Raw genomic sequence first — 23114 nt, forward strand, 5'->3', positions numbered from 1 at the left:
ATGCCACCGGGGGGAGTTTGGTGTTGTTTATTATATTACAATCTATCGAATTAATTGTTCAAAAGTATAAACAATTTGTATGTTTTGTAACTTTGCAGCCGAAAGCAGGTAATTATTCTTCTTTGAGCAAAAATAATATATCAACATAGAACTGTTAAAAACTCAGTTCTTAGAATTCCGTTTTCAACCCTTATATTTACAGCATAACAATCCTTTTTTGATGAGCGAAGAAATAGAAAACAACATAAACGAAGAAAACAAACATACCGTAATTCCTATCAATGGACTCTACGAAAACTGGTTCCTCGATTATGCTTCATATGTAATTCTGGATCGCGCAGTACCACACATCAATGACGGCTTGAAGCCGGTACAGCGACGCATTATGCACTCTTTGAAAGAGATGGATGACGGACGTTTTAATAAGGCTGCCAATGTGATCGGAAATACCATGAAGTATCACCCGCATGGTGATGCCTCTATTGGTGATGCAATGGTACAAATTGGTCAGAAAGACTTATTGATCGATTGTCAGGGTAACTGGGGAGACCCAATTACTGGGGACAATGCTGCTGCTCCCCGTTATATTGAAGCCAGACTATCTAAATTTGCCAACGAAGTGGTATTTAATGGCGATACAACCATTTGGCAATTGAGTTATGATGGACGTAATAATGAACCTGTAACCTTACCTGTTAAGTTTCCTTTACTGCTGGCACAGGGTGCCGAAGGTATTGCTGTAGGTTTGGCGACAAAGGTAATGCCCCACAATTTTATCGAATTGCTGGATGCTTCTATAGAAGCTTTACAAGGGCAGCGACCTAATATTTTACCCGATTTCTTTACCGGTGGTATGGCCGATTTTTCTGCCTATAACGAAGGTATGCGTGGAGGTCGGATTAGGGTAAGGGCAAAGATTACCGAGAAGGATAAAAAGACACTGGTAATTACCGAAATTCCTTACAGTACAACTACGGGTTCGGTTATCGATAGTATCTTATCTGCTAATGATAAGGGTAAAATTAAAATCAAGAAGATAGAAGATAACACTGCTGCTCATGTAGAAATTGTTATTCAGCTTGCTCCCGGCATTTCTCCGGATGTGACTATTGATGCTTTGTATGCTTTTACTTCATGCGAAGTTTCTATCTCTCCAAATACCTGTATCATTAAAGATGAAAAGCCTCAGTTTTTAAGTGTAAATGATATTCTAACGCAGAATACGATGCACACCAAGGCTTTACTGAAGAAGGAATTGGAAATTAAACTGCATGAACTGCAGGAAAAAATATTCTTTAGCTCTTTGTTAAAGATCTTCATTCAGGAAGGGATGTACAAAAATGCTGAATACGAAAATTCAGGTAATTTTGACATCGTTGTTGAGGTTTTAAACTCGTTGTTTGAGCCATTTAAACCAGATTTGTATAGAGAAATACAACCTGAGGATTTTAAAAAGCTGATTGATAAACCAATGAGCAGCATTACCCGCTTTGACGTTAAAAAGGCGGATGATCAGATGAAAGCGCTGTCGGATGAGATTAAGGTGGTTAAAAATCACCTGCGTCATCTTACTGAATATGCGATTGCCTGGTTTCAAAAACTGAAAGACAAGTATAGCAAGGGAAGAGAACGTAAAACGGAAATTCGTTTGTTTGACCGTGTTGAAGCTTCTAAAGTGGCCTTGGCCAATGTGAAATTATACCTGAATCGTGAAGACGGTTTTATTGGTACAGGTTTGCGTAAGGATGAGTTTGTTGCAGATTGTTCCGACATTGATGAGGTAATTGTATTTAGGGAAGATGGAAAATGCATCATTACCAAAGTAGCCGATAAAACCTTTGTTGGTAAAGGAATATTACATGCCCAGGTATTTAAAAAAGGGGATGAACGTACTGTTTATAACATGATCTATAAGGATGGTGCAAGTGGGGTTTCTTACATCAAGCGTTTTGCTGTAGTAGGAGTTACGCGCGATAAAGAGTACGATTTAACGAAGGGCAGTAAGGGTTCTAAAGTGTTGTATTTTACAGCTAATCCAAATGGAGAGGCAGAAATTATAACCGTACAGCTTAAGCCTCATACCAAATTAAAGAAATTACAATTTGATCTGGACTTTGCCGAAATTGCAATTAAGGGACGTGGTTCACAGGGAAATATCGTATCCAAATATCCGGTTAAAAAGATTCTGCTGAAGAGCAAAGGTGTATCTACTTTATCTGGGCTAAAAATTTGGTACGATGATTTGTTGAGAAGACTTAATGTTGACGGCAGGGGTAAGTATCTTGGTGAATTTGATGGGGATGATAAGATCTTGCAGGTACACAAAGATGGTTGGTACGAACTCAGTACTTTCGAACTCAGCAACCACTTTGATGCCGATTTGATATTGATTCAAAAGTTTGATCCTGAAAAGCCTTTTGCTGTAGTACAGTATGAAGGTAAGGCGAAAAACTACTTTATAAAAAGGTTTGTTTTTGAACTGATTGGAGTTGGTAAAAAACAAAGCCTGATTAGTGAAGAGACTGGTTCTAAATTCTTATACTTAACGAGTAACTCGGCTGCTGTGCTAACGGTAGATGTATTGAAAGGTAAAACTCAAACTCCGGAGACACTTGAGATTGTACTGTCTGAGTTTATTGATGTGAAAGGGATTAAGGCAAATGGAAACAGACTGACTGCCCATGATGTTAAAAACATTACCATTTCTAATCATAAAGAGATAGAACTGGAAGAAGAAGTTAAGGCAGTTGCTGAAACTGCAGAAGATCCAATGGATGAGTCAGGAGTGCCTGTTGGAGACGTAGTTCAGGATACTAATGAGGAAGAACTTGTTGATCCGGCAATGAGTAAAGATGCGGATGAAGAAGAGGTTCCATTGCCTGAGGCTGACGAGGAAGTCGCAGATGAAGCAACGGAAGAAGAACCTACGCCTGTTAATGAAGCGCCTGCACCAAAACCTAAGAAAGTTTTTGAAAGTAAGTCGGCAGTTAAAGCTCCTGTTGAAACACCTGGAGTGCCAGAAGCAGATATAGAAGAACCTAAACAACCGATAGTTGAAAAGGAGGTTATTGTGGAAGAGGAAAAAGCTCCTGCTCCTGAGAAACCGAAAAAGGCATGGGGTAGTCCTGTTGCAAAACCTGCAGCGTTAACTAAATCTGAAGAAGCAACTAAGCCTGAAGAGGTTAAAGAAACTGAAACTGTAAAGCCTGCTGAAGAGAAATCGGAAGAAGATATAAAAGTAAAAGAGGAGCCTGCGGCCAAGCCAGCAGAGGAACCTAAAAAGGAAGAAAAACCTGTAAAGAAAATAGATTTCGAAATCACCAATCCTGAGGATATCAAGATTGATGATAAAGGTCAATTAGGCTTCTTTTAGATAAACTAGCGCTGCCTGGATTGTTGCATAGGGTTTGATCCTGTAGATGATCCACGCGGCGCTTGTTGTTGTTTAAACAATTCAAAGCGCGAAGGCTGGCTTTTTCTTGGCCATGAGTTATTTTGCTCATCGATATCCGCAGTTTCACGATAAGGATCAAGCTGTACCGATACTACTTCCTTATCTTTAGCAAAAACCTTAGTTACCTTATTTTCGTCTTTTCTCCAGATATACGCTGGGATACGGTCTACCTCTTTAGTGCCATCTTTAAAAGTCCATTCAATAATAATAGGCATCACCAATCCACCTTCATTAGAGAAGTCCAACTCATAAAAGTTCTTTTTGCTTTCATAGAGTTTTCGCTCATCGGCAGTTAGGCTACTCATGTAATTTTGAAACTCCTGATCAGCAGTTTTGCTGACTTCAAAACGGTTAAATTTGTTATAAAAATCTAGTAAGCTAGTATCTTGTTCTACTGCGAATTTAATGCCTTCTTTACGATTACGTTCCCTTCCAATATTATATAGGTCCTTGTCATATGCTTTTTTGGCTTCGTTGTTTTCAAGCGTTTGGTTCTTGCTGTCTAAGCGGTAATAGCGAACGTCATTAAGAGAAATGTCTACCGGATCAGTCCCAAAGAACCAGCCTCTCCAGAACCAGTCAAGGTCAACTGCTGAGGCATCTTCTAAGGTTCTGAACAAATCAGCAGGAGTAGGGTGTTTAAAGGCCCAACGTTTTGCATATTCCTTAAAGGCATAATCAAAAAGCTCCCTGCCCATAACGGTTTCCCTTAAAATGTTTAAAGCCGTTGCTGGTTTAGCATAAGCATTTGGCCCAAAGTTAATGATGTTTTCAGAATTGGTCATGATGGGCTCCAGCTGATCCTTCGGCATCTTCATATAATCAACGATTTTATGTGCTGGGCCACGTTGTGAAGGGTAGTTATTATCCCAGGCCTGTTCAGCCATATATTGACAGAAAGTGTTCAATCCTTCATCCATCCAGGACCATTGACGCTCATCTGAATTCACAATCATAGGGAAAAAGTTGTGTCCTACTTCATGGATGATTACACCAATCATGCCGTATTTAATCGCTTCGGTATAAGTGCCGTCCTTTTCTGCACGGCCGTAATTGAAGCATATCATTGGGTATTCCATTCCGTTGGCCGCCTCTACAGAAATAGCTACAGGGTAGGGGTAAGGAATGGTGTGTTTTGAATATTCTCTTAAGGTATGGTCAATTACTTTCGTAGAGTATTTGTTGTAAAGTGGATATGCTTCAGGTCCATAGTAAGACATTGACATGATTTTCTTTCCATTGATATGTGTTGCCATGGCATCCCAAACTAATCTGCGGGATGATACCCAGGCAAAATCTCTTACATTCTCGGCAGTATAAGTCCATGTTTTTTTAGCAGATGATTTCTTGCCTATTGCCGATTTTACTTCAGCCAGGTTTACAATCTCTATTGGTGTCTTTGCAGTTTGTGCAGTATTCCATCTTTTTAAACTACCTGCATTTAATACTTGTGCATAATTCTGACACTCACCCGTGGCACCCACAACGTGATCTGCAGGAACTGTCATGTTTACTTTATAGTTGCCAAAGGCAAGGGCAAATTCGCCGCGGCCTTCAAATTGTTTGTTTTGCCATCCCTGGAAATCAGAATAAACAGCCATACGCGGAAACCATTGTGTAATGGTAAACAGGTAATTGTCGTCCTCGGCAAAATACTCATAACCACCTCTGCCACCATCAGACATTCGGTCAGCAATCTTATAATTCCAGGTTATTTTAAGTTTATATTTTTGTTTAGGTTGTAAAACAAAAGGAAGATCTATACGCATCATCGTATTATTGATGGTATAAGTTATAGCTGTTCCTTTCTCGTCGGTAACCTTTAATATGTTTACGCCAAGATCGTTCGGCGGATTGATGATGTCAGACAATCTTTTGTAGCCCACCTGCTCTGCCATTCTGCTACCCTCAGTGAGTTTATTGTCGCTGGTTGATTTATGTTGGTTTTCATCTAGTTGCACCCATAAATAACTTAAAGGGTCGGGAGAGTTATTGTAATAGGTAATCGTCTCAGCACCATTTAATCGAAGATTTTTCTCATCAAGCTCTGCATTGATTTCATAGTCTGCACGTTGTTGCCAGTATGCCGGGCCTGGTGCTCCAGATGCAGAACGGTATAGGTTTGGATCAGAAATAATGGTGCCCAATTGTTCAAACTTGCTTCCATGATTGGAACCTGGGTTATTTATATACTGACTGAAAGCATTTGTACTGAATATAAGCGCAACAAAAAACAAGAAGTTCTTATTCATGGGGAGTTTGGTCTTGGGTTTTTACGGAAGTAATGCTGGAAGCCTTTCTGCCGCCATTACAAACGATATTCCAAATATAGCCGATGAAACAAAGAAATTATAATCCCATCGCTTTATTTTTACAATCCAGATCAGGATAAATGATAATATTAAAACTCCAGCAACGATGATCAGCTGACCAAATTCTAATCCGACATTAAAGGCAAACAATTCGGCTGTTACACTGCTGCTTTTGCCCAATAAGCTTCTTAGGTAATTTGAAAAGCCTAATCCATGAATCAAGCCAAAAAACAACGCTATTGTGTATTTAAAGCGCTGGCCTTTGGGCTTTTGACGTTTACTCAAAATGTTTGATATCGCTGTGACCAGGATGGTAACAGGAATAAGGAATTCGATTAAAGGTGTATTTACACTAATCACTTTAAATATACTTAAAGCTAGTGTGAGACTATGACCTAACGTAAATGCAGTAACAAGGATTAATACTTTTTTCCAATCGGTGAATGTATAAGCCCCACAGAGTGCGATTACAAATAAAATGTGATCATATCCCTGCCAGTCTAAAATATGTTGCCAGCCTAATTGAAAGTAAAGGGAGAAGTCCTGCATCGAATAAAATCGTAAATTAGCTAATTAATTATAGCAATATCCTTATTTAGATTAAGAAAAACAACTATGTGGCAATTGTTACTGCTTTTTTGGTTAAATGTATTCCACCCATTTTATGTTAGTGTAACTGAAATCGTGTACAATAAAAATTCTGGAACCGTACAAGTGAGTGTGAGAATTTTCTTTGATGATTTTGAAAAAGCATTAGAAAAAAGAAGTAAAACTCAATTGAATATTTTAAAGCCGACGGATAGAAAACAGGTTAATGCTATGATTGCGGCTTATATAAAAGATCATTTAAAAATTAATGCTAATGATAAAAGTCTGGATTTAAAATTCCAGGGTTACGAAATAGAGGAGGATGCTGCCTGGTGTTATTTCGAAACGTCACAAGTTGGAAGCATAAAGCAACTTCACATTAAAAATGACATTCTATTTGAGCAGCACAGCTCACAAAGTAATATGATTCATGTAGTCGTAGATGGAAAGCGAAAAAGTACCAAATTAGATAATCCAAAAAGCGAAGCTGATTTTACCTATTGATTTTCTTATAATAGTATAGAAATGCCATTTTTAAAACATAGCGGGAATAATTAAGCGTTAATTACTGGAGCCTTGCCGGGGTGTTGGTTAGGCTATGGCCCCAGCAAGGCCCGGCAACACCCCAGTAATGCCCCAGCAAGGCCCCGGAAATTATAGGCTACAAAAAAGCGGCTTCCTAGTTAAGGAAAGCCGCTTTTTTGTAGCTGATTTTTTGCAATTATTGGTACTGAATATAAATCGGTACTGGTTTTAATTTCATTAAATCCTCAGGTGTCATTAACCTGTTTGGGGCCTTTTTCAAATCATTTTTATAGAACAGTTTAAACCCTGTAAACTGAACGGGTTCAGAATAGATAAAGTGGCGATAAGTACCTTTTTTAAGTTCAGGTTCACCCCAACCATCCATATGCATTACAATTTGAACTTCTGGACGAAGTTTAATGCTCTGGTAATTGGTAACCATTTTTTTGGTGAAACGGTGGATTACAAATACTTTAGGAGGCAGATTGTATTTTTTTACGATATCAGCCAAATGCTGGGAAACAAAGTTGATGTCTGCAGCGTCATAGGTACCGATTTTCTTGCCTGGTAAAGTGCCATCTTTCATAGAGAATTCCGGATCAATGCCTAAATGTACATAAGGCAATTGTAAGTATTTTTCTATGTGCGGAAGTTCTGCTTTAATGTTACTAAGTGCGACTTGTAGATCCAAGAATACAATCGTGTTAGGACGCATTTTAGCAATGGCTAGTACAGAATCAATCTGGCTATTGGCCATCCTGTTGATGTATTTGCCATCTCTGCCTGGGGTGCCACTTGCTACAGCAGCAATATAATGGAGACCTGCTTGTACTGGGGTAGATGGATCTACCTTCTCCCAATGTTTAATTTCAGTATTTAGCCTTTTCCACATTTCTTTAGGAGCATATTCGCCCAGTGCACCCATTTTTTTTGAATGTAAATTTCCGTAATAAACAACAATACGTTTAAATGGTAGAATTGCACCTGCTAATGGATAAGGCTGATTTTTTACCGGCCATTTTCCAGTTGTGTCGCCATTAGCTAGTTTCGTTAATAGGGCGTTATACTTCGCCGTGTCAACCGGTTTACGGGTATCCACTTCTTCGGTTTCCACAGAGTCGGTCGTTACAGTATCGCCGGTAGCGGTTATTTTGATTTGTCCTTTTGCTTTTTTTGCATCAGAAGCGCAGCTGGTTAATAAAGCCATTGTTGCTGTGCTGATTAAAAGAATTGCCGCCAGATGAGGTATTTTCATAGATATAATGTTTTAGCTATTAATTTTATTTAAACGAGTTGAATTTACCGAAAACACCTAATGGTAATTTAATACCAGAACTGGCTTGAAGGTAAAGCTCTCCAGTTTCCAGGTTTTTGACTTGCGGAAATGAAGTTTTAATTAAATTCTCTACAATTACTGATGAAAATCCTAATGAGTAAGTGTTTAGGATTAAAAAATGTTCCTGCTCATCTAACAGTTGTACCACTTCCATCATCATTTCTTGAATATGATCTTCTAGTTTCCATTTTTCGCCATTAGGACCATGTCCAAATGCCGGTGGGTCTAAGATGATTCCGTTGTATTTTTTGCCGCGTTTCAATTCTCTTTTTACAAACTTTAAGGCATCTTCAACTACCCATCGTACATCTTTCAACTTTGAAAGTTCTTGATTTTCATTGGCCCAGTTTACAACTTGCTTTATTGAATCTACGTGAGTTGTATCTGCTCCGGCAGCTTTAGCGATTAAAGACGCAGCACCGGTATAGGCAAATAAATTTAATACTTTCGGAACGGGAGTTTTGAACTTTTTGATGGAAGAAGAAATGTAATCCCAGTTTACCGCTTGCTCGGGAAATACCCCAACATGCTTAAAAGAGGTTAATCCAAGACGCAGATTGATGGTTACATCATTGTTGGTATATTCAACATTCCATCTGTCCGGCAGCTGTACAGAGCTTTTTACCCATTCGCCAGAAGTAGCCGAACGGCCTTTAAATCTGATGTGGGTAAGCTTTTTCCATTCCTGATCTGATATTGTTTTTTTCCATACAGCCTGAGGCTCTGGTCTGGACAATATCAAATTGCCAAAACGTTCTAATTTTTCAAAATCACCACAATCAATTAACTCATAATCTTTCCAGTGAGTGGGGGTTAACAGGCTTATCATAAAATGGATATATTAAAATTTTCCTTTTGCTGCCTTCATAAAGCGGCTGGCAAAAACAAAGTCATTTAGTTCTTGAACATCTGTGTGGGCAATTTCTTTATTAGAACCTTCCCAGAATTTTTTTCCTTCATGAAGGAAAATTATATAGTCGCCAATACCCATTACTGAGTTCATATCGTGGGTAACTACAATGGTTGTTGTATTATATTCTTCAGTTAGTTCCTTGATCAACTCATCAATTACAATTGATGTTTTAGGATCAAGTCCCGAATTGGGCTCATCAACGAATAAATATTTCGGGTTCATGGCAATGGCCCTGGCAATACCTACGCGTTTTTTCATCCCTCCAGAAAGTTCGGCAGGGAAAAGCTTGTTCTTGCCTTCCAGGTTTACGCGTTCCAGACAAAAGTTAACTCTTTCGAGTTTTTCTTTGCGACTCTGCTCAGTAAACATATTTAAAGGAAACATGATGTTCTCCTCAACCGTCATGGAATCAAACAAGGCAGATCCTTGAAACAGCATTCCGATCTCTTTTCTGATCTGTATCCTTTCTTCAAAGTTCATGGTTGTGAACTCCCTGTCGTCGTATTCTACAGTACCTTTTTCAGGCTGGTGTAAGCCAATCATACATTTTAACAGGGTTGTTTTTCCCGAACCGGAACCACCAATGATTAAGTTGGTTACCCCTGGTTTAAATTTACCAGATATGCCTTTTAGGACTTCATTATCGCCAAATGATTTATAGATGTCTTTGATTTCGATCATAGCAATAACTGGGTTACAATGTAATCACATGCCAAAATAGATATACAGCTTACTACAACTGCTCTTGTACTGGCTTGCGCAACTTCTAAGGCACCGCCCTTTACATAAAAGCCTTCATAAGCAGGTACAGAGGTAATGATAAAGCCAAATACAAATGCTTTAACCAAAGATACAGTAATGGTATAAGGGTTAAAATCTGTTGTAATCCCTTGCATATAGTCTGCGGGAGTAATGGCACCAGATAAAGTACCACCTAGATAACCACCGGTAATGCTTAAAAACATAGATACGATCACGAGTAGAGGAACCATAGTAATGCCGGCAATAATTTTAGGAAGAATCAGATACCCGGGGGAGTTGATGCCCATAATTTCTAAAGCATCAATTTGCTCACTTACGCGCATGGTACCAATTTCTGATGATATAGCAGAACCAATTTTACCGGCTAATACAATGGCACTGATGGTTGGACTTAGCTCTAATATAGTAGAATCTCGGTTTACTGAACCTATAATCGTTTTCGGAATAAAGTCGCTAACCAATTGGAAAGCGATCTGCAAAGTCATTACTGCACCAATAAACGTAGATATGATAGCGATTAGCCCTAATGAGCCAACGCCGATGAAATCCATTTGTTTAAAGATGGCTTGCAGGTATATTTTAAATTTTTCAGGTCTTCTAAATACTGCCTTTAACAAAAGGAGATATCTGCCAAAATTGGTGAAATTCATGCAATGAAAAATTAGCTATAGTATTTACGCAATATTAGTACAAAGAAACAATAAAAAGTTGAAACCCCATGAGATTGCTTTTACAAACCGGCTTAAACGGCTTTTTGACAAATCTTTTGCCCAAAGTTTTGCTGGACAGCCCTTTTTTATAATATTGCGGCTTATTAATAGGTAAAACAATGAATGCAGTCATAACCGGAGGTACCAAAGGTATTGGAAAAGCCATAGCAATTAACCTGGCAGAACATGGATATAATTTGGCTATTTGTGCCAGGAATACCAAAGAACTGGAAAACTTTGCTGAAGAGCTGAAGTATACCGGGGCAGATGTATTTATTTATCAGGCCGATTGCAGCATCAAAGATGAGGTGTATGCCTTTTGTGATGCTGTTAAAGAAAAAATGGGAAAGGTAGATGTTTTAGTAAACAATGCAGGGACCTATCTGCCGGGTAGTTTGTTGGATGAGGGGGATGATATTTTGGAAAAACAGCTGAATTTAAACCTTAATGCTGCCTATTATATGTCGAAATATATAGGGAAAATGATGCGTGAACAGCAATCAGGCCATGTTTTTAACATTTGCTCCATAGCCGCCAAACAGGTTGTAGAAAATGGAGGCAGTTATTCTGTAACTAAATCAGCCTTGCTTAGTCTTAATGATGTATTGAGGCAGGAACTATCGATACACAATGTAAAGGTAACCGCGATATTGCCGGGATCTACATTAACTTCATCATGGGAGGGAACTCAAATTCCACCTGAACGTTTTGTACAGCCAGAAGATATCGCTAAAACTTTGTACACCATTTTAAATTTAAGTAAAGGTGTAAACGTTGACGAGGTAGTTTTAAAGCCGCTGCAATTTTAAAATTAGAAGAAGGAAATTATCATGGAAAAGAGATTATTTAGAAATGAGCACGATAAGGTAGTGGCAGGCGTCTCGTCTGGAGTTGCTGAATATATGGAGGTAGATGTAACGATAATCAGATTGCTTTTTGTGCTTTCAACCATCTTTTTAGTGGGGACAGGGATATTGGTTTATATCATTATGTGGATAGTTGTACCCGTTAACACGGATCCTAAAGCACGGTTTTCAAAATTTAACGATTATTTTAAAGATCAAAATAATGCATTTCAATCTCCAAATCCGTTTGGTGGTTCAAAAAGTAGTGCGGAAAGTAGCGATCCATTTCAAAATTGGACATCCTCAACAGTAAAAGATGATAGTTTTGAAGCGTGGAAGAAAACGACTGAATTTAAACCCTACAAAAAAAATAATGAAACTGGGCGTACTGTTGCGGGGTTATTCTTGCTTGTAATTGGTATGTATTTTTTGATGGACGAGTTTGACTTGATTCCTTATGGGTTTAGGCTGACTAAGTTATGGCCGTTGGTTTTTGTAGCCATAGGTGCAAGTTTTATTATTAAAGCAAAAAACCATAATGCCTGGGAAAGTTGGAAAAATCAGAATCAGGATCCGATGAGTCCGGAGCAACCGCCGGTTAGCCCTCAAGAGCCAATTACTACGGTAGACCCAATTACGCCTGATGCTACCCCGGGACAAAACCCGGATACAGATACTGAAACTAATGATCGATTTACCAAAAAAGATATATAGTTATGAGGCTGGATAGAATAATGTGGGGTATTGTGCTGCTCTTTGTTGGTGGCGTACTTCTTTTAGAAAATTTTAATGTAATAGATTTTTACTGGCGTAGTATATGGCGTTTTTGGCCAATATTTTTAATCATCGCCGGGGTTAATATCCTTTTTAATAAGAACAAATCGCAGTTAGGTGGAATGGTGTCTATTGCTATTTTGATTGTTACTTTGATTTTGTTGTTTTTTAAAGGACAGGAACAGCCTGATCGGAGAATAACGATTATCGACGAATTGGAGGGTCGTACTTCAGATGGTGATTTGACTGAGGATCAGGCTAATAATCAGCACTTATTTTTACCGTATGAAGCGGATTCGATGACGAAAAGGACAGTTCTGAAAATCTCTGGAGGCGGGACGACGTTTGAGCTGAAGGGACATACAGACAGTTTGATTTCGGCAGATGTAAATACCAGAAGGAATGCTTTCATATTAGTGAAAAATGTAAGTAAGGATAGTGTTACTACTTTGGATTTAAAAATGAGGGGCAAAGGGAACTGGAATACAGGTAGTAATAACGTAGATCTTATGTTAAATACCAATCCTATATGGGAAGTTCAGATGAATATGGGGGCTGGAGAAGCCAACTTTGATCTATCTGACTATAAAGTTAGGGAGTTTAATTTCGATGGTGGCGCTGCTGCACTGGATGTTAAATTGGGCGCTTTGTTGCCGATTACTGATGTAAATGTTAAAACAGGAATGGCAGATGTGGAGATAAAAATTCCTACGGCTTCTGGATGTAGAATTAAAGCTAAAACAGGTCTTTCTTCTAAAGAATTTACTGGTTTTACCAAATTGGATGATAACATTTATGAAACACCGAATTTTAAAACTTCAACGAATAAAATATTTATCAATTTTGATGGTGGATTGAGTAGCTTTGAGGTAAACAGATATTAGGTTTGTCCTAATGTTTATTTATGAAGAATATAAATGATTGAAGGATGCCTAATGGAAATGTTGAATATATTATAGTTATTAACGGAAAACCTGAAGGGCCATATCTGCTTGAAGAATTAAAAACAAAATATATACATCCTGAAACTTTTGTAAGAAAGCCAGGGATGGACGATTATAAAGAAGCTCACGAGTTACCAGAACTCCGTGAGCTTTTTGGTTTTGGTAAACAGATTACTGCGCCGCAATATTTTGCTTCTTTTGATCAGCGCCTGCTGGCATCGGTTATCGATTATTTCTTTTTAACCCTTGTTTTTGTTGTTTTGGTATTGCTTAGCTTTGTCTTTGTAAGAGAAAAAGAGCAACGGATTATGCTCATTTTTTCGGCGATGCCATTGATTGTTGTTGCCAAGTTTATTTATGGCAGTATTGCAGAGGCCGGAGAGAAACAAGGTACTATTGGGAAAAGGCTATTGAAGATCAAAGTAACGGATATGGAAGGGCAGAGGTTGAGTATGGAGAAGTCATTTGCGCGTAATGCTGCGAAGGTTATATCTATCATTCCTTTATTCACAGGTTATTTGGCTTCGTTTCTAAATAAAAAGCAACAATGCCTGCACGACTTGATTGCAAATACGCTGGTAATAAAAGAGCGGCTGATCTGACATTACAGTTATAAACTTAATCTTTATCTTTGTGTCAGATTTATAAATGATGGAAGAAGTATTAGGTCAACATACGTTATTGAGCACTTTAGATGGTGGGTATTGCAATAGTTTAACACAATACTCAAGATTTTTGACCCGGGAGGTTGCCATTGGTGATGTTCCCATGGGTGGCTTGAATCCAATACGTATTCAATCTATGACGACTACAGATACCATGGATACATTGGGGACTGTTGAGCAAACCATCAGGATGGTAAATTCTGGTTGCGAATATGTGCGCATTACTGCACCGAGTATGAAGGAAGCAGAGAACCTGGCTAATATTAAAAAGGAGCTTAGGTTACGTGGTTATACCGTTCCCTTGGTCGCTGATATTCATTTTACGCCAAATGCAGCAGAGGCGGCAGCCCGAATTGTTGAAAAGGTAAGGGTAAATCCAGGTAACTATGCCGATAAAAAACGTTTTGAAAACATTGAATATACGCAGCAGGCTTATCAGGCCGAACTGGAACGTATATACAAGAAATTTACTCCTCTTGTAAAAATCTGTAAAGAGTATGGTACGGCCATGCGTATTGGCACCAACCATGGTTCTTTGTCAGATCGCATCATGAGTCATTATGGTGATACCCCACGTGGGATGGTCGAATCGGCAATGGAGTTTATCCGTATGTGCGAAGATTTGAATTACTATAACCTGGTGATCTCTATGAAGGCCAGCAATACACAGGTGATGGTGCAGGCTTATCGCTTACTTGTTGAAACCATGGTGAAAGAAGGGATGAATTATCCTTTGCATTTGGGCGTAACTGAGGCTGGTGATGGCGAAGACGGCCGTATTAAATCTGCTGTTGGTATAGGGACTTTATTGGAAGATGGTCTTGGTGATACCATTAGAGTGTCTTTAACGGAGGATCCTGAGTTTGAAGCTCCTGTTGCAAAGGCTATGGCTTTGCGGTATGAGAAAAGGGTTATTGCAACTGTGCAAAATGAGCGTCTTAATCCAGAGAAGAAAATCAGCTCCAAAGAATTACCTTATAGTCTTTACGAATACAATAGAAGACACACTACTGCAGTGCAACATATTGGTGGACACCACCACCCTATAGTGATGTTGGATGTAAGTGCGGAGAACTTAAAAGATCCTTACTTTTTAACTGCTGTTGGGTATAAATATAGTGCTGGATTGGATAAATATAACCTTGCCGATCAGGCTTGCGATATGGTTTATCTGGGAGACCAGCTACCTTCTTTCTCTTTTCCGGGGAATTTAAAACAAGTATATAATTACAATACCTGGCTTTTATTGAAGGATAAGAATAATTGTCACCCACTTTTATCATTTGAGGAGTATAAGACTGCGACACTTAAAGACGAGCTGCTGAATCTGGTTAAAGTAGATGCTGCCGGATTGACGGAACAAGATTTTTCTATTTTAAAAGATAATGTGGTGTTGGTTGTGGAAACCTCGGCTATACATGGAATGGCTGAACAAAGGAGCTTTTTTATTTCATTGATGAAATTAAATATTCAGGTACCTGTGATCATCAAAAGGACATATCCTGGTGTAAAAGCCGATGACCTGATGTTGTATGCTGCAACCGATATAGGGGCATTATTTACAGATGGATTGGGGGATGGTATATGGATGGATGCTGATGCTTCTGTCGGCTTGCCTTTAATGAATGCAACTAGTTTTGGAATTCTACAAGCTACACGAACTCGCATTTCTAAAACGGAATATATCTCTTGCCCCAGTTGTGGCCGTACGCTGTTTGATTTGCAGGAAACTACGCAATTGATCCGCTCTCGTACTGATCACTTGAAAGGTATTAAAATAGGTATTATGGGTTGTATTGTAAACGGTCCCGGTGAAATGGCTGATGCCGATTATGGTTATGTTGGCACTGGACCCGATAAAATTACTTTATACCGTGGTAAAGAGGTGGTAAAGAAAAATGTGAACGCTGCACGGGCGTTGGATGATCTGATTGACCTGATTAAGGAAGATGGCAATTGGGTTGAAGTGACTGCTTAATAATTATCTCCCATACGGTTCATCATCAACTCAATCATTGATCTGGATTTTGTTTTTTTAAGCATATTCTTGCGGTGGGTGTCTACGGTGTGTTTACTTATGAATAAAGTATCGGCAACTTCAATGCTGGTTTTCCCTGCTGATAGTAAATTTAATATTTCTTTCTCCTTGTTGGTTAATTTGTCTTTTGGGACTGATGGTTCGTTGCTGGTAGCGAAATTATGGTAGGAAGGTTCACCATCCAAACCAATAAAAGATAGCGTAGAGCCATTCTCTTTTTTCAAGTGGCTAATGTCTGTATGCACATCTATAACCCTTAAAACGGCACCGTTTTCATTTGTTTGTATGGTTATGGCTTGTTGTAAAATGCGTATATATTTTCCATCGAGGCGCCTTATCCGATAATCATAGCTTACTTTATATTTTAATACTTTTTCCGGTGGCAATTGGTTGAAAAAGGTGGTCACCTTATTTTCAAAGTCAATGAAATAAGGTAGATCATCTGGATGTATATGGTTAAGGATAAACTCAATGGTAAAATCCTTAGGGCAAACTAATCCCAGTATCTTTGTAATTGAATTACTTGCCCATTCTATCTGGGCAGTTGGGCAGTTGAAAATGAAATAGTAAAAATCGCCTACATGGAAGATGTTTAGCATTTTTTTATACAATTCTATCTCAAATGAGGGCTTCTCACTTTTATTGTATTTTGCTATTTTGTGCCATATTTCTATGGCCTTATTGTATTCAACGCATCCCATTTTACCTTAATTACAATGTTTATGATGAGCCTCTGCAGTTGGGTATATAATACCGTTAGGCGCAGAAAGCACTAATTGAAAGCAAATGTAATGGTCTGGATTTGATGAAAAAATACGCCAAAAGATGTATTTTTAATACGGGTACAAATTAAAATTTAAACAATTCGTGAATAAGGGGGCATTCATAAAGTATATAGCGCCCCCTTATTAATTAATTTTATTTAAATGGACTACAGTCCATTTCTTCATAGATTTCATAAACCTTAAGAAATGCATCTTTACTATGGCCGGTACATTTTTCTGCTTTTTTTGTTACCTCGAGACCATACTGTCTAAGTGCGTTGCAATTCGCTACTGTAGAATTCTCTATAAATGCGTTTAGCTTCTTTTGATACATTTCAGTTTCGGCGGTAAGATCACATTCATTTGATTTTTCATCTTTTTTACAGGAAACAAAAGTCATGATACCTAGCAGAAGCATGAAAAGGATAGTAGTTGATTTTCTCATATGTATTTGATTATGGTTCTAAAGCTGTTATTGGTTTTTAAGAGCATTAAATTATTTTAAAATTTAAATACGATACCAAGGTTAATATATCCTAAACCATAGCCTACATCGGCCCATGCCCCAATTTTTTTGCTGAAGTAATAGTTTGCACCTACTTGAGCTCCAAATAGTACTTTTCCATCCGCGCCACTTATTTCGTCGTCGTCATCCTCGCTTACGCTAACGGCGTTGTATCCAAGAGTTGCTCCAACGTAAGGGTCAAATTTTTCGCTCGTGCTGAAATGATAATTACCTCTTACGCCGGCAAGCAAGTAATTATAGCTCAAGCTTGATGAACCGATCATCTCATCATCGTATTCTATGCCCGGGTAATCGTATTTAGCTGATGAATAGCCTAAAACAACACCTGCTGAAATTTTATCCGTTACAGAAAATTCATATCTAGCTTGTATTGCGGGTATCGATGTTTTAAGTCCAGAGGCATAATAACCACCACCAAGACCGAATCCTATTTGAAGAAATTTTGAGCCTTTGTGAAATGCGAGGTCCTCATTAGCGGCAGCTGTAGTATTGCTTGCCAGGACTTTTTGTAAACCGTTTTTTTGTTGCGGTTTAGTTGGTGCCTCAGCTTCAAATGTTTCGCGTTTCCCATTTTTATAGATGATCATAAAGACATCTGATTTTTTAATACTATAGGTTGGACCGTCTTGAAAGTCAATTTTTTTGTATTTAATTACTGATTCTTCCACGTCCAAAACTTTCGCTTTGACTTCTTCTTTGTTTGTTTTGACAATTACGTCTTGTGCTTTCAAGTTAATACCTGTAATAAGACACATTCCAATAATCAAGGATTTAATGATTTTCATTTTTTGGTTAAAGTTTGTTTTTTAATTTAATTGTGAATAATGTAATTCCTGTCGAAATCCAATATGTCTTTCGAATAATATACTTTTACAGTAAGCAAATGTATTTGCTGTTGTTTTAATATTCAATACCTATAAATGGGTATATTTCTCATTATCTGAGTTTTAATTTCTTTGCCGCCAATTTTTTTTGATGTTTATTGGTGTGATAGATTTTAAAATTTATAGGTAAACGTAAAGTTTCCCCAGGTATGACCATATAGGTCTTTCATCCATGGAGTTGTGGTGGTCTGAATTGAGGAGACGCTGAATCGGTTAATGACAAAGACAGGTCCATAAGCATAGCTGGCTATAAGATTATTGATCGGGTGATAATATTCCAGATTGGGAGTAGCGCCATTTTTTCCGGGGACGAGGATTGGGGCTGGGCGGGAAGCGTTAATTCCGCCTTGTAATATCGCATTACTCAACATCCATTGTACCCTAAATTTGAAAACGAAATAAAACTGTATTTTGCTTCCTGTTTCCGAACGATTGAATTGTGTCATTAACCCTTGAAAATAAGGATTCATTTTTCCAATTCGGATCATGGAATATGCCGACATGGCATTTATTTCTGTTCCAACTTGTGCCTGTCCGCCACCAATCATTTCCAGGGATTTGCCAGAATGAAGCAGTTGTTTCTCTGCAGTAAAATTGAGGTTTATGATTAAGCTATTTCCGAATTGATTGCTCCATCCCTCTGGTTGTTGATAACGAACAATACGATGGGCTGTTTGCTGTACTTGTCGGGCCAAAGCAGCAGGGCCGCTGACACCAAGATTTAATTCTGTTTGGAAATCATATTTCTGCTCTTCATTATAAGAATAAAGGCTATGTGTAAGGTACAAGGTTCCAGACCAGGGATAATCATTTGGCTGGAAGTTTGGGTTAGAGATATTGTTGGGCGTGAAAATCATTTGTGCCAGCCCAATGCCAAATACATTTCGACTGTTGCTTCCTGCTTTGGGAAGAAGGCGGTCGATTAGAAACTGGGAAGGCTTCTTTTTGGTGTAAAATAAGGTATAACGTGTACCATTGGTGTAAGCCTTATCAGTGCCATTTCCGTAAAAATTTATATAATCGTCGTCGAAATAAGCTTGTAACAGCCGACTGGGAGTTTCTTGTTGGGCCAAGGAGCTATTGAATGTCTTGAACCCAAGCAGGAGGAGTATGTACAATAGCTTTTTCATAAACCATAGTGTTCAAAACTGAGGCTATAACCAACGCTTGTGGAAATAGTTTTACTAATTTCTTACCATTTTATTAAATGTGTTTTACAGATAGCAATCGACTGCGTTTGATGCTAAAAACTATTTTTTCAAATTAATTCTATTAGTGAATGAATATTCATTTATATTTGACGGATAATTAAAGATCTTATGCGTGCAAGGGATATAAATAAAGTAGAGCTGGTAAAACAAAAGGCTATTGAGTTGCTAGTCGAGGTTGGATTTGAAGGCTTTACGATGAATAAGCTGGCTAAGGCTTGTAGGATATCCGTAGCTACCCTTTACATTTATTACAAGGATAAGGACGATTTGATTCTTAATATTGGTACGGAAGAGGTGCATCGGATGAGTGCAATTATGTTGGAAGATTTTGATCCTGAAAGTTCTTTTGCAGAGGGGTTGAGACAACAGTGGAAAAACCGTGCAAAATGTATCCTCGAAAATCCCTTAACTGCACAGATGATAGAGCAGTTGCGTAGTTCTACTTATCAGGAGAAGATTTTTGAAACTTTCGGGGAGATTTTTAAGGAGCCACTTGGAAAGTTTATGCACAATGCGATTGAAAGAGGCGAAATCGCTGCTATGCCCTTGGAGACTTACTGGAGTGTGGCTTTTGGGCCTTTGTATAGTCTATTGCGTTTTCATAACGAGGGAAAAAGCTTAAGTGGAAAACCGTTTGTTTTAACAGATGAGGTACTTTGGAGCGCTTTTGATTTGGTATTAAAGGGATTTAAAAAATAAAAAGAGTCTATTGGTGGACTCATAAAAACTAAAAATTAAGAAATGGAAATTAATATTAACGAGATCCTGCTTTTTAAAACCAATATACGAACCGAAGATGATAAAAAGCATATTGGTAAAATTATGGAGGAGCATAAAATTGGGCAGTGGACGGTAGATTTGCATGATGTAGATTGTGTATTACGCATTGTATCACCTGTGCTTAAGCACCAAGACGTCATTACCTTGGTGATGAAAAATGGTTACACCTGCGAGGTGTTAACTTAAAAATGAATAAGATCTAATTACATATTTAATAATGGAACAATCTACAAAGCCTATAGCCGAACCTTTTAGTTCTTATCAGATTCTGGTAATTGCTTTATTGGCTTTATTACAGTTTACTATAGTACTGGATTTTATGGTACTTGCGCCACTTGGCGATTTTTTAATGAAATCTTTGTCCATGACGCCTAAAGGGTTTGGACTTGTGGTTTCTTCCTATGCTTTTAGTGCCGGAGCTTCCGGTATTTTGGCAGCTGGTTTTGCTGATAAGTTTGATCGTAAAAAGCTGCTTTTATTTTTTTACGCGGGATTTATTGTCGGCACATTATGTTGCGCACTTTCTACTAATTACGAGATGCTTTTAGGAGCAAGGATTGTAACTGGATTATTTGGTGGAGTAATTGGTGCGATATCCATGACAATTGTTACTGATATTTTTGCTGTTCATCAGCGTGGCCGTGTGATGGGCGTTGTGCAAATGGGCTTTGCTGCAAGTCAGGTTTTGGGTATTCCAATAGGTCTTTATCTAGCCAATATCTGGGGTTGGCATTCGTCATTTTTAATGATCGTTATCTTGGCTATTATGATTGGGCTAACGATTTTGTTTATGATGAAGCCTATTGACAAACATCTTGCCTTGCAATCAGACAAGAGCCCGTTTTTACATCTATGGCATGCACTATCTAATCGTTCTTATCAAATGGGCTTTATTGCAACTGCTACAATGAGCGTAGGTGGTTTTATGTTGATGCCTTTTGGAAGCGCATACCTGATCAATAACATTAACATCACACAGCAAGAACTGCCGTTGGTATTTATGTTTACTGGTTTGGCCTCTATTGTTATTATGCCTTTAGTTGGGAAATTAAGTGATAAAGTAGATAAGTTTATGTTGTTTACAGGCGGCTCAGTTTTGGCCATCATACTTATTTTGATCTATACAAACCTTGGCCCGATTCCGTTATGGCAAGTGGTGGTGGTTAATATGGTATTGTTTATGGGGATCATGAGCCGGATGATACCGGCTACGACACTTACCATGAGTGTTCCTGATGTGAAGGACCGGGGTGCATTTATGAGCGTGAATGCTTCATTACAACAAATGGCAGGAGGGATAGCTGCATTAAGCGCCGGTTTAATTGTGACCCAGGAAACGAAAACGAGTCCGCTAGAGAATTATGACATTTTGGGGATAGTAGTTTCGGTAATGATTGTGATTTGTATATTTTTCGTTTATAGGGTCAGTGAGTTAGTAAAGGCTAAATAATCAGGGTGTAAGCTTAATAAGTTAGAAACATTTTTTGTTTTCAAATGTTGTAAGTTTAAAAATCTAGATTATGAAACAAGTAAAATTCTTTGCTATTCTACTGATAAGTGGAGTACTTTGGTCTTGCAGCCCAACGACAAGAGTAACGGGATCTTGGGTTAACTCTTCTGCAAGAGGAACAATGTTAAGCGGAAAGACTGTCTTTATCGCCTCACTGACTAGAAATATGGAAGTCAGGACCAAACTGGAAAATGCGCTTGCGTCAGAAGCTGCGTTAAAAAACGTTAAGGTAGTGAAGAGTACGGATTTTTTTAGTCCGGATTTTTATCAAAAATCGCCAACAGAGACCACATTGATGTCGAAAATTCAGAATTCAGGTGCCAATTATATCCTTACTATTTCATTGATTAACAAGCAGAGTGAAACCAGGTATGTTCCGGGATCGGCCGGCTATGCACCTTACCCTTATTATGGATGGTATGGTGGATTTTATAGCTACTATAATTACTGGCGTCCTATGTTTTATGAGCCGGGATATTATGTAACTGACAAAACCTATTTCATGGAAACGAATTTGTATGATATGGCCAATAGTAAGTTGGTTTGGTCAGCACAGACAGAAACTGTTAATCCTGGATCAATTGATGCTTTTGTAAATAGCTACCCTAAAATTTTGATTAACCAGATGGCAAAAGATGGTTTATTGCCGATGTAGATTGTAGAAATACTAAGCTTTTTTCAGCAACTTGATATAAATGTGGGGGTAATTGATCTGATGTATATGGATGCGAAGCACCATACACATGATTGGCCCCCTCAATTTTTTGAATTTCGGCGTTTAATTGGTTTTGTGCTAACTCTTGAGCAACACTAAATTTGACATTAACGTCATCATCTCCATGCAAAATTAACCAAGGGATTTGGACTTGTTTTGCAGCATTTAGGATATTGAAATGAGCTTTGTGTTTATTGAAGTCATCCAATAATGTACTATTTAAAGGCATTTTTTCTTTAGTACGTGCATTCTCTACAAAGATTCTCCCTGTGAGGATCCATTCTTTTTCCTGCTCCTTTTTCCAAAGGCTGGAGAAATCTGCAATGGCAGACCAGGTAATGAGTTTACTGATTCGCTTATCTCTTGCGGCCTGAATAATTGCTAAACCGCCACCTCTGCTATGGCCTACCAGATAAATGGAGGTAGATGGAAACGTAATGCTGACATAATCAATTACTGTATTCACATCTGATAGTTCTATACTTATGGTATTGGCCGCAAAGGCCTCCATATCCGTTACGTCATTTTGATTTTGGATGGTAACTCCACTGTGGGACAGGTTAAATTTTAGATATCTGTAACCGTTTGAAGCGAAAAATGCCGCGGTTAAGTTGTGAGCTCCCCAATCTTTAAAGCCTTTAAAGCCATGGATGAAAATTATAGTGTCAGGATTTGTGTTTTTATCGTCATAAGTCCAATCGCCAAGAATCATTTTTCCTGCGGCTCCGCTTAATGTAAAGTGTTCCTTTTTGATCATATATAGCTACCTGTATGGTGTTTAAGCAATATAACAAAATTAAAATCGGGTTGTTTCGGTGATGTTGGTTATTTAAAATCTTTCTAAATAGCTCTTAATTA

Annotated in this window: 22 protein-coding genes; 11 read left to right on the forward strand and 11 right to left on the reverse strand. The window is 38.3% G+C overall.

All coding sequences use genetic code 11. From position 1 onward, the window contains the following. Positions 1 to 220: 220 nt before the first annotated feature. Positions 221 to 3373 (forward strand): DNA gyrase/topoisomerase IV subunit A, encoded by a 3153-nt coding sequence (locus EZ444_RS03580; protein WP_131607364.1) that lies wholly within the window; start codon positions 221 to 223, stop codon positions 3371 to 3373. 5 nt (positions 3374 to 3378) lie between these two features. Here EZ444_RS03580 and EZ444_RS03585 read toward each other — a convergent pair whose 3' ends face one another. Both EZ444_RS03585 and EZ444_RS03590 read right to left on the reverse strand, forming a co-directional pair. Beyond that, positions 3379 to 5706: a M1 family metallopeptidase gene (locus tag EZ444_RS03585; protein WP_131607365.1), complete on the reverse strand. Its 2328-nt coding sequence runs from the start codon at positions 5704 to 5706 to the stop codon at positions 3379 to 3381. A 21-nt stretch (positions 5707 to 5727) separates the two neighbouring features. Beyond that, a complete protein-coding gene (locus EZ444_RS03590; RefSeq protein ID WP_131607366.1) occupies positions 5728 to 6315 on the reverse strand; it encodes a HupE/UreJ family protein in 588 nt (195 codons plus the stop codon). Between the two features lie 66 nt (positions 6316 to 6381). On the opposite strand from EZ444_RS03590, the gene EZ444_RS03595 reads away from it, so the two are divergent. Further along, positions 6382 to 6858, forward strand: coding sequence for a DUF6702 family protein (locus EZ444_RS03595; protein ID WP_131607367.1), 477 nt, complete (start codon positions 6382 to 6384; stop codon positions 6856 to 6858). Positions 6859 to 7075: 217 nt separating this feature from the next. Here the strand turns inward: EZ444_RS03595 and EZ444_RS03600 are convergent, their stop codons facing one another. Genes EZ444_RS03600 through EZ444_RS03615 form a run of 4 tightly spaced genes read right to left on the reverse strand, consistent with a single transcriptional unit; the run spans position 7076 to position 10540 of the window. Beyond that, positions 7076 to 8134, reverse strand: coding sequence for a hypothetical protein (locus tag EZ444_RS03600; RefSeq protein WP_131607368.1), 1059 nt, complete (start codon positions 8132 to 8134; stop codon positions 7076 to 7078). A 25-nt stretch (positions 8135 to 8159) separates the two neighbouring features. After that, entirely contained in the window at positions 8160 to 9044 is an 885-nt protein-coding gene (locus tag EZ444_RS03605) for a class I SAM-dependent methyltransferase (RefSeq protein WP_131607369.1), read from the reverse strand. A gap of 12 nt (positions 9045 to 9056) precedes the next feature. Beyond that, entirely contained in the window at positions 9057 to 9809 is a 753-nt protein-coding gene (locus EZ444_RS03610; protein WP_131607370.1) for an ABC transporter ATP-binding protein, read from the reverse strand. Continuing rightward, positions 9806 to 10540, reverse strand: a complete 735-nt coding sequence (locus EZ444_RS03615; RefSeq protein WP_131607371.1) for an MlaE family ABC transporter permease — start codon at positions 10538 to 10540, stop codon at positions 9806 to 9808. Before EZ444_RS03615 ends, EZ444_RS03610 begins: the two co-directional genes overlap by 4 nt. Before the next feature lie 179 nt (positions 10541 to 10719). Here EZ444_RS03615 and EZ444_RS03620 point away from each other — a divergent pair, with 179 nt between their 5' ends. The 5 genes from EZ444_RS03620 to ispG are packed head-to-tail and all read left to right on the forward strand — an operon-like array spanning position 10720 to position 15806. After that, positions 10720 to 11409, forward strand: a complete 690-nt coding sequence (locus EZ444_RS03620) for an SDR family oxidoreductase (protein ID WP_131607372.1) — start codon at positions 10720 to 10722, stop codon at positions 11407 to 11409. Positions 11410 to 11430: 21 nt separating this feature from the next. Next, a complete protein-coding gene (locus EZ444_RS03625; protein WP_131607373.1) occupies positions 11431 to 12159 on the forward strand; it encodes a PspC domain-containing protein in 729 nt (242 codons plus the stop codon). Between the two features lie 2 nt (positions 12160 to 12161). Then, complete coding sequence (locus EZ444_RS03630; protein WP_131607374.1) at positions 12162 to 13103, forward strand: LiaF transmembrane domain-containing protein; 942 nt, start codon at positions 12162 to 12164, stop codon at positions 13101 to 13103. A gap of 44 nt (positions 13104 to 13147) precedes the next feature. Continuing rightward, on the forward strand, positions 13148 to 13765 hold the full coding sequence (locus EZ444_RS03635) for an RDD family protein (RefSeq protein ID WP_131607375.1): 618 nt from the start codon (positions 13148 to 13150) through the stop codon (positions 13763 to 13765). 46 nt (positions 13766 to 13811) lie between these two features. Further along, positions 13812 to 15806 (forward strand): (E)-4-hydroxy-3-methylbut-2-enyl-diphosphate synthase, encoded by a 1995-nt coding sequence (gene ispG / locus EZ444_RS03640; RefSeq protein ID WP_394365946.1) that lies wholly within the window; start codon positions 13812 to 13814, stop codon positions 15804 to 15806. Here the strand turns inward: ispG and EZ444_RS03645 are convergent. The 4 genes from EZ444_RS03645 to EZ444_RS03660 form a co-directional block, all read right to left on the reverse strand. Further along, positions 15803 to 16567, reverse strand: coding sequence for a LuxR C-terminal-related transcriptional regulator (locus EZ444_RS03645; protein WP_131607376.1), 765 nt, complete (start codon positions 16565 to 16567; stop codon positions 15803 to 15805). The genes ispG and EZ444_RS03645 overlap by 4 nt on opposite strands. A 217-nt stretch (positions 16568 to 16784) precedes the next feature. Then, on the reverse strand, positions 16785 to 17075 hold the full coding sequence (locus EZ444_RS03650; RefSeq protein ID WP_131607377.1) for a hypothetical protein: 291 nt from the start codon (positions 17073 to 17075) through the stop codon (positions 16785 to 16787). Positions 17076 to 17131: 56 nt separating this feature from the next. After that, positions 17132 to 17941, reverse strand: a complete 810-nt coding sequence (locus EZ444_RS03655) for an outer membrane beta-barrel protein (protein ID WP_131607378.1) — start codon at positions 17939 to 17941, stop codon at positions 17132 to 17134. A 212-nt stretch (positions 17942 to 18153) separates the two neighbouring features. Next, positions 18154 to 19170, reverse strand: coding sequence for a lipid A deacylase LpxR family protein (locus EZ444_RS03660; RefSeq protein WP_131607379.1), 1017 nt, complete (start codon positions 19168 to 19170; stop codon positions 18154 to 18156). Positions 19171 to 19359: 189 nt separating this feature from the next. Here EZ444_RS03660 and EZ444_RS03665 point away from each other — a divergent pair, with 189 nt between their 5' ends. The 4 genes from EZ444_RS03665 (at position 19360) to EZ444_RS03680 (ending at position 22196) form a co-directional block, all read left to right on the forward strand. Further along, positions 19360 to 19950: a TetR/AcrR family transcriptional regulator gene (locus EZ444_RS03665; RefSeq protein WP_131607380.1), complete on the forward strand. Its 591-nt coding sequence runs from the start codon at positions 19360 to 19362 to the stop codon at positions 19948 to 19950. A 42-nt stretch (positions 19951 to 19992) separates the two neighbouring features. Next, complete coding sequence (locus EZ444_RS03670; protein WP_131607381.1) at positions 19993 to 20217, forward strand: hypothetical protein; 225 nt, start codon at positions 19993 to 19995, stop codon at positions 20215 to 20217. 31 nt (positions 20218 to 20248) lie between these two features. Continuing rightward, a complete protein-coding gene (locus tag EZ444_RS03675) occupies positions 20249 to 21481 on the forward strand; it encodes an MFS transporter (RefSeq protein WP_131607382.1) in 1233 nt (410 codons plus the stop codon). A 70-nt stretch (positions 21482 to 21551) separates the two neighbouring features. After that, entirely contained in the window at positions 21552 to 22196 is a 645-nt protein-coding gene (locus EZ444_RS03680; RefSeq protein ID WP_131607383.1) for a hypothetical protein, read from the forward strand. Here EZ444_RS03680 and EZ444_RS03685 read toward each other — a convergent pair. Further along, positions 22159 to 23013: an alpha/beta hydrolase family protein gene (locus EZ444_RS03685; protein WP_131607384.1), complete on the reverse strand. Its 855-nt coding sequence runs from the start codon at positions 23011 to 23013 to the stop codon at positions 22159 to 22161. The genes EZ444_RS03680 and EZ444_RS03685 overlap by 38 nt on opposite strands. Between the last annotated feature and the right edge of the window lie 101 nt (positions 23014 to 23114).

The sequence above is a fragment of the Pedobacter hiemivivus genome (assembly GCF_004331685.1).
GTDB lineage: Bacteria > Bacteroidota > Bacteroidia > Sphingobacteriales > Sphingobacteriaceae > Pedobacter > Pedobacter hiemivivus.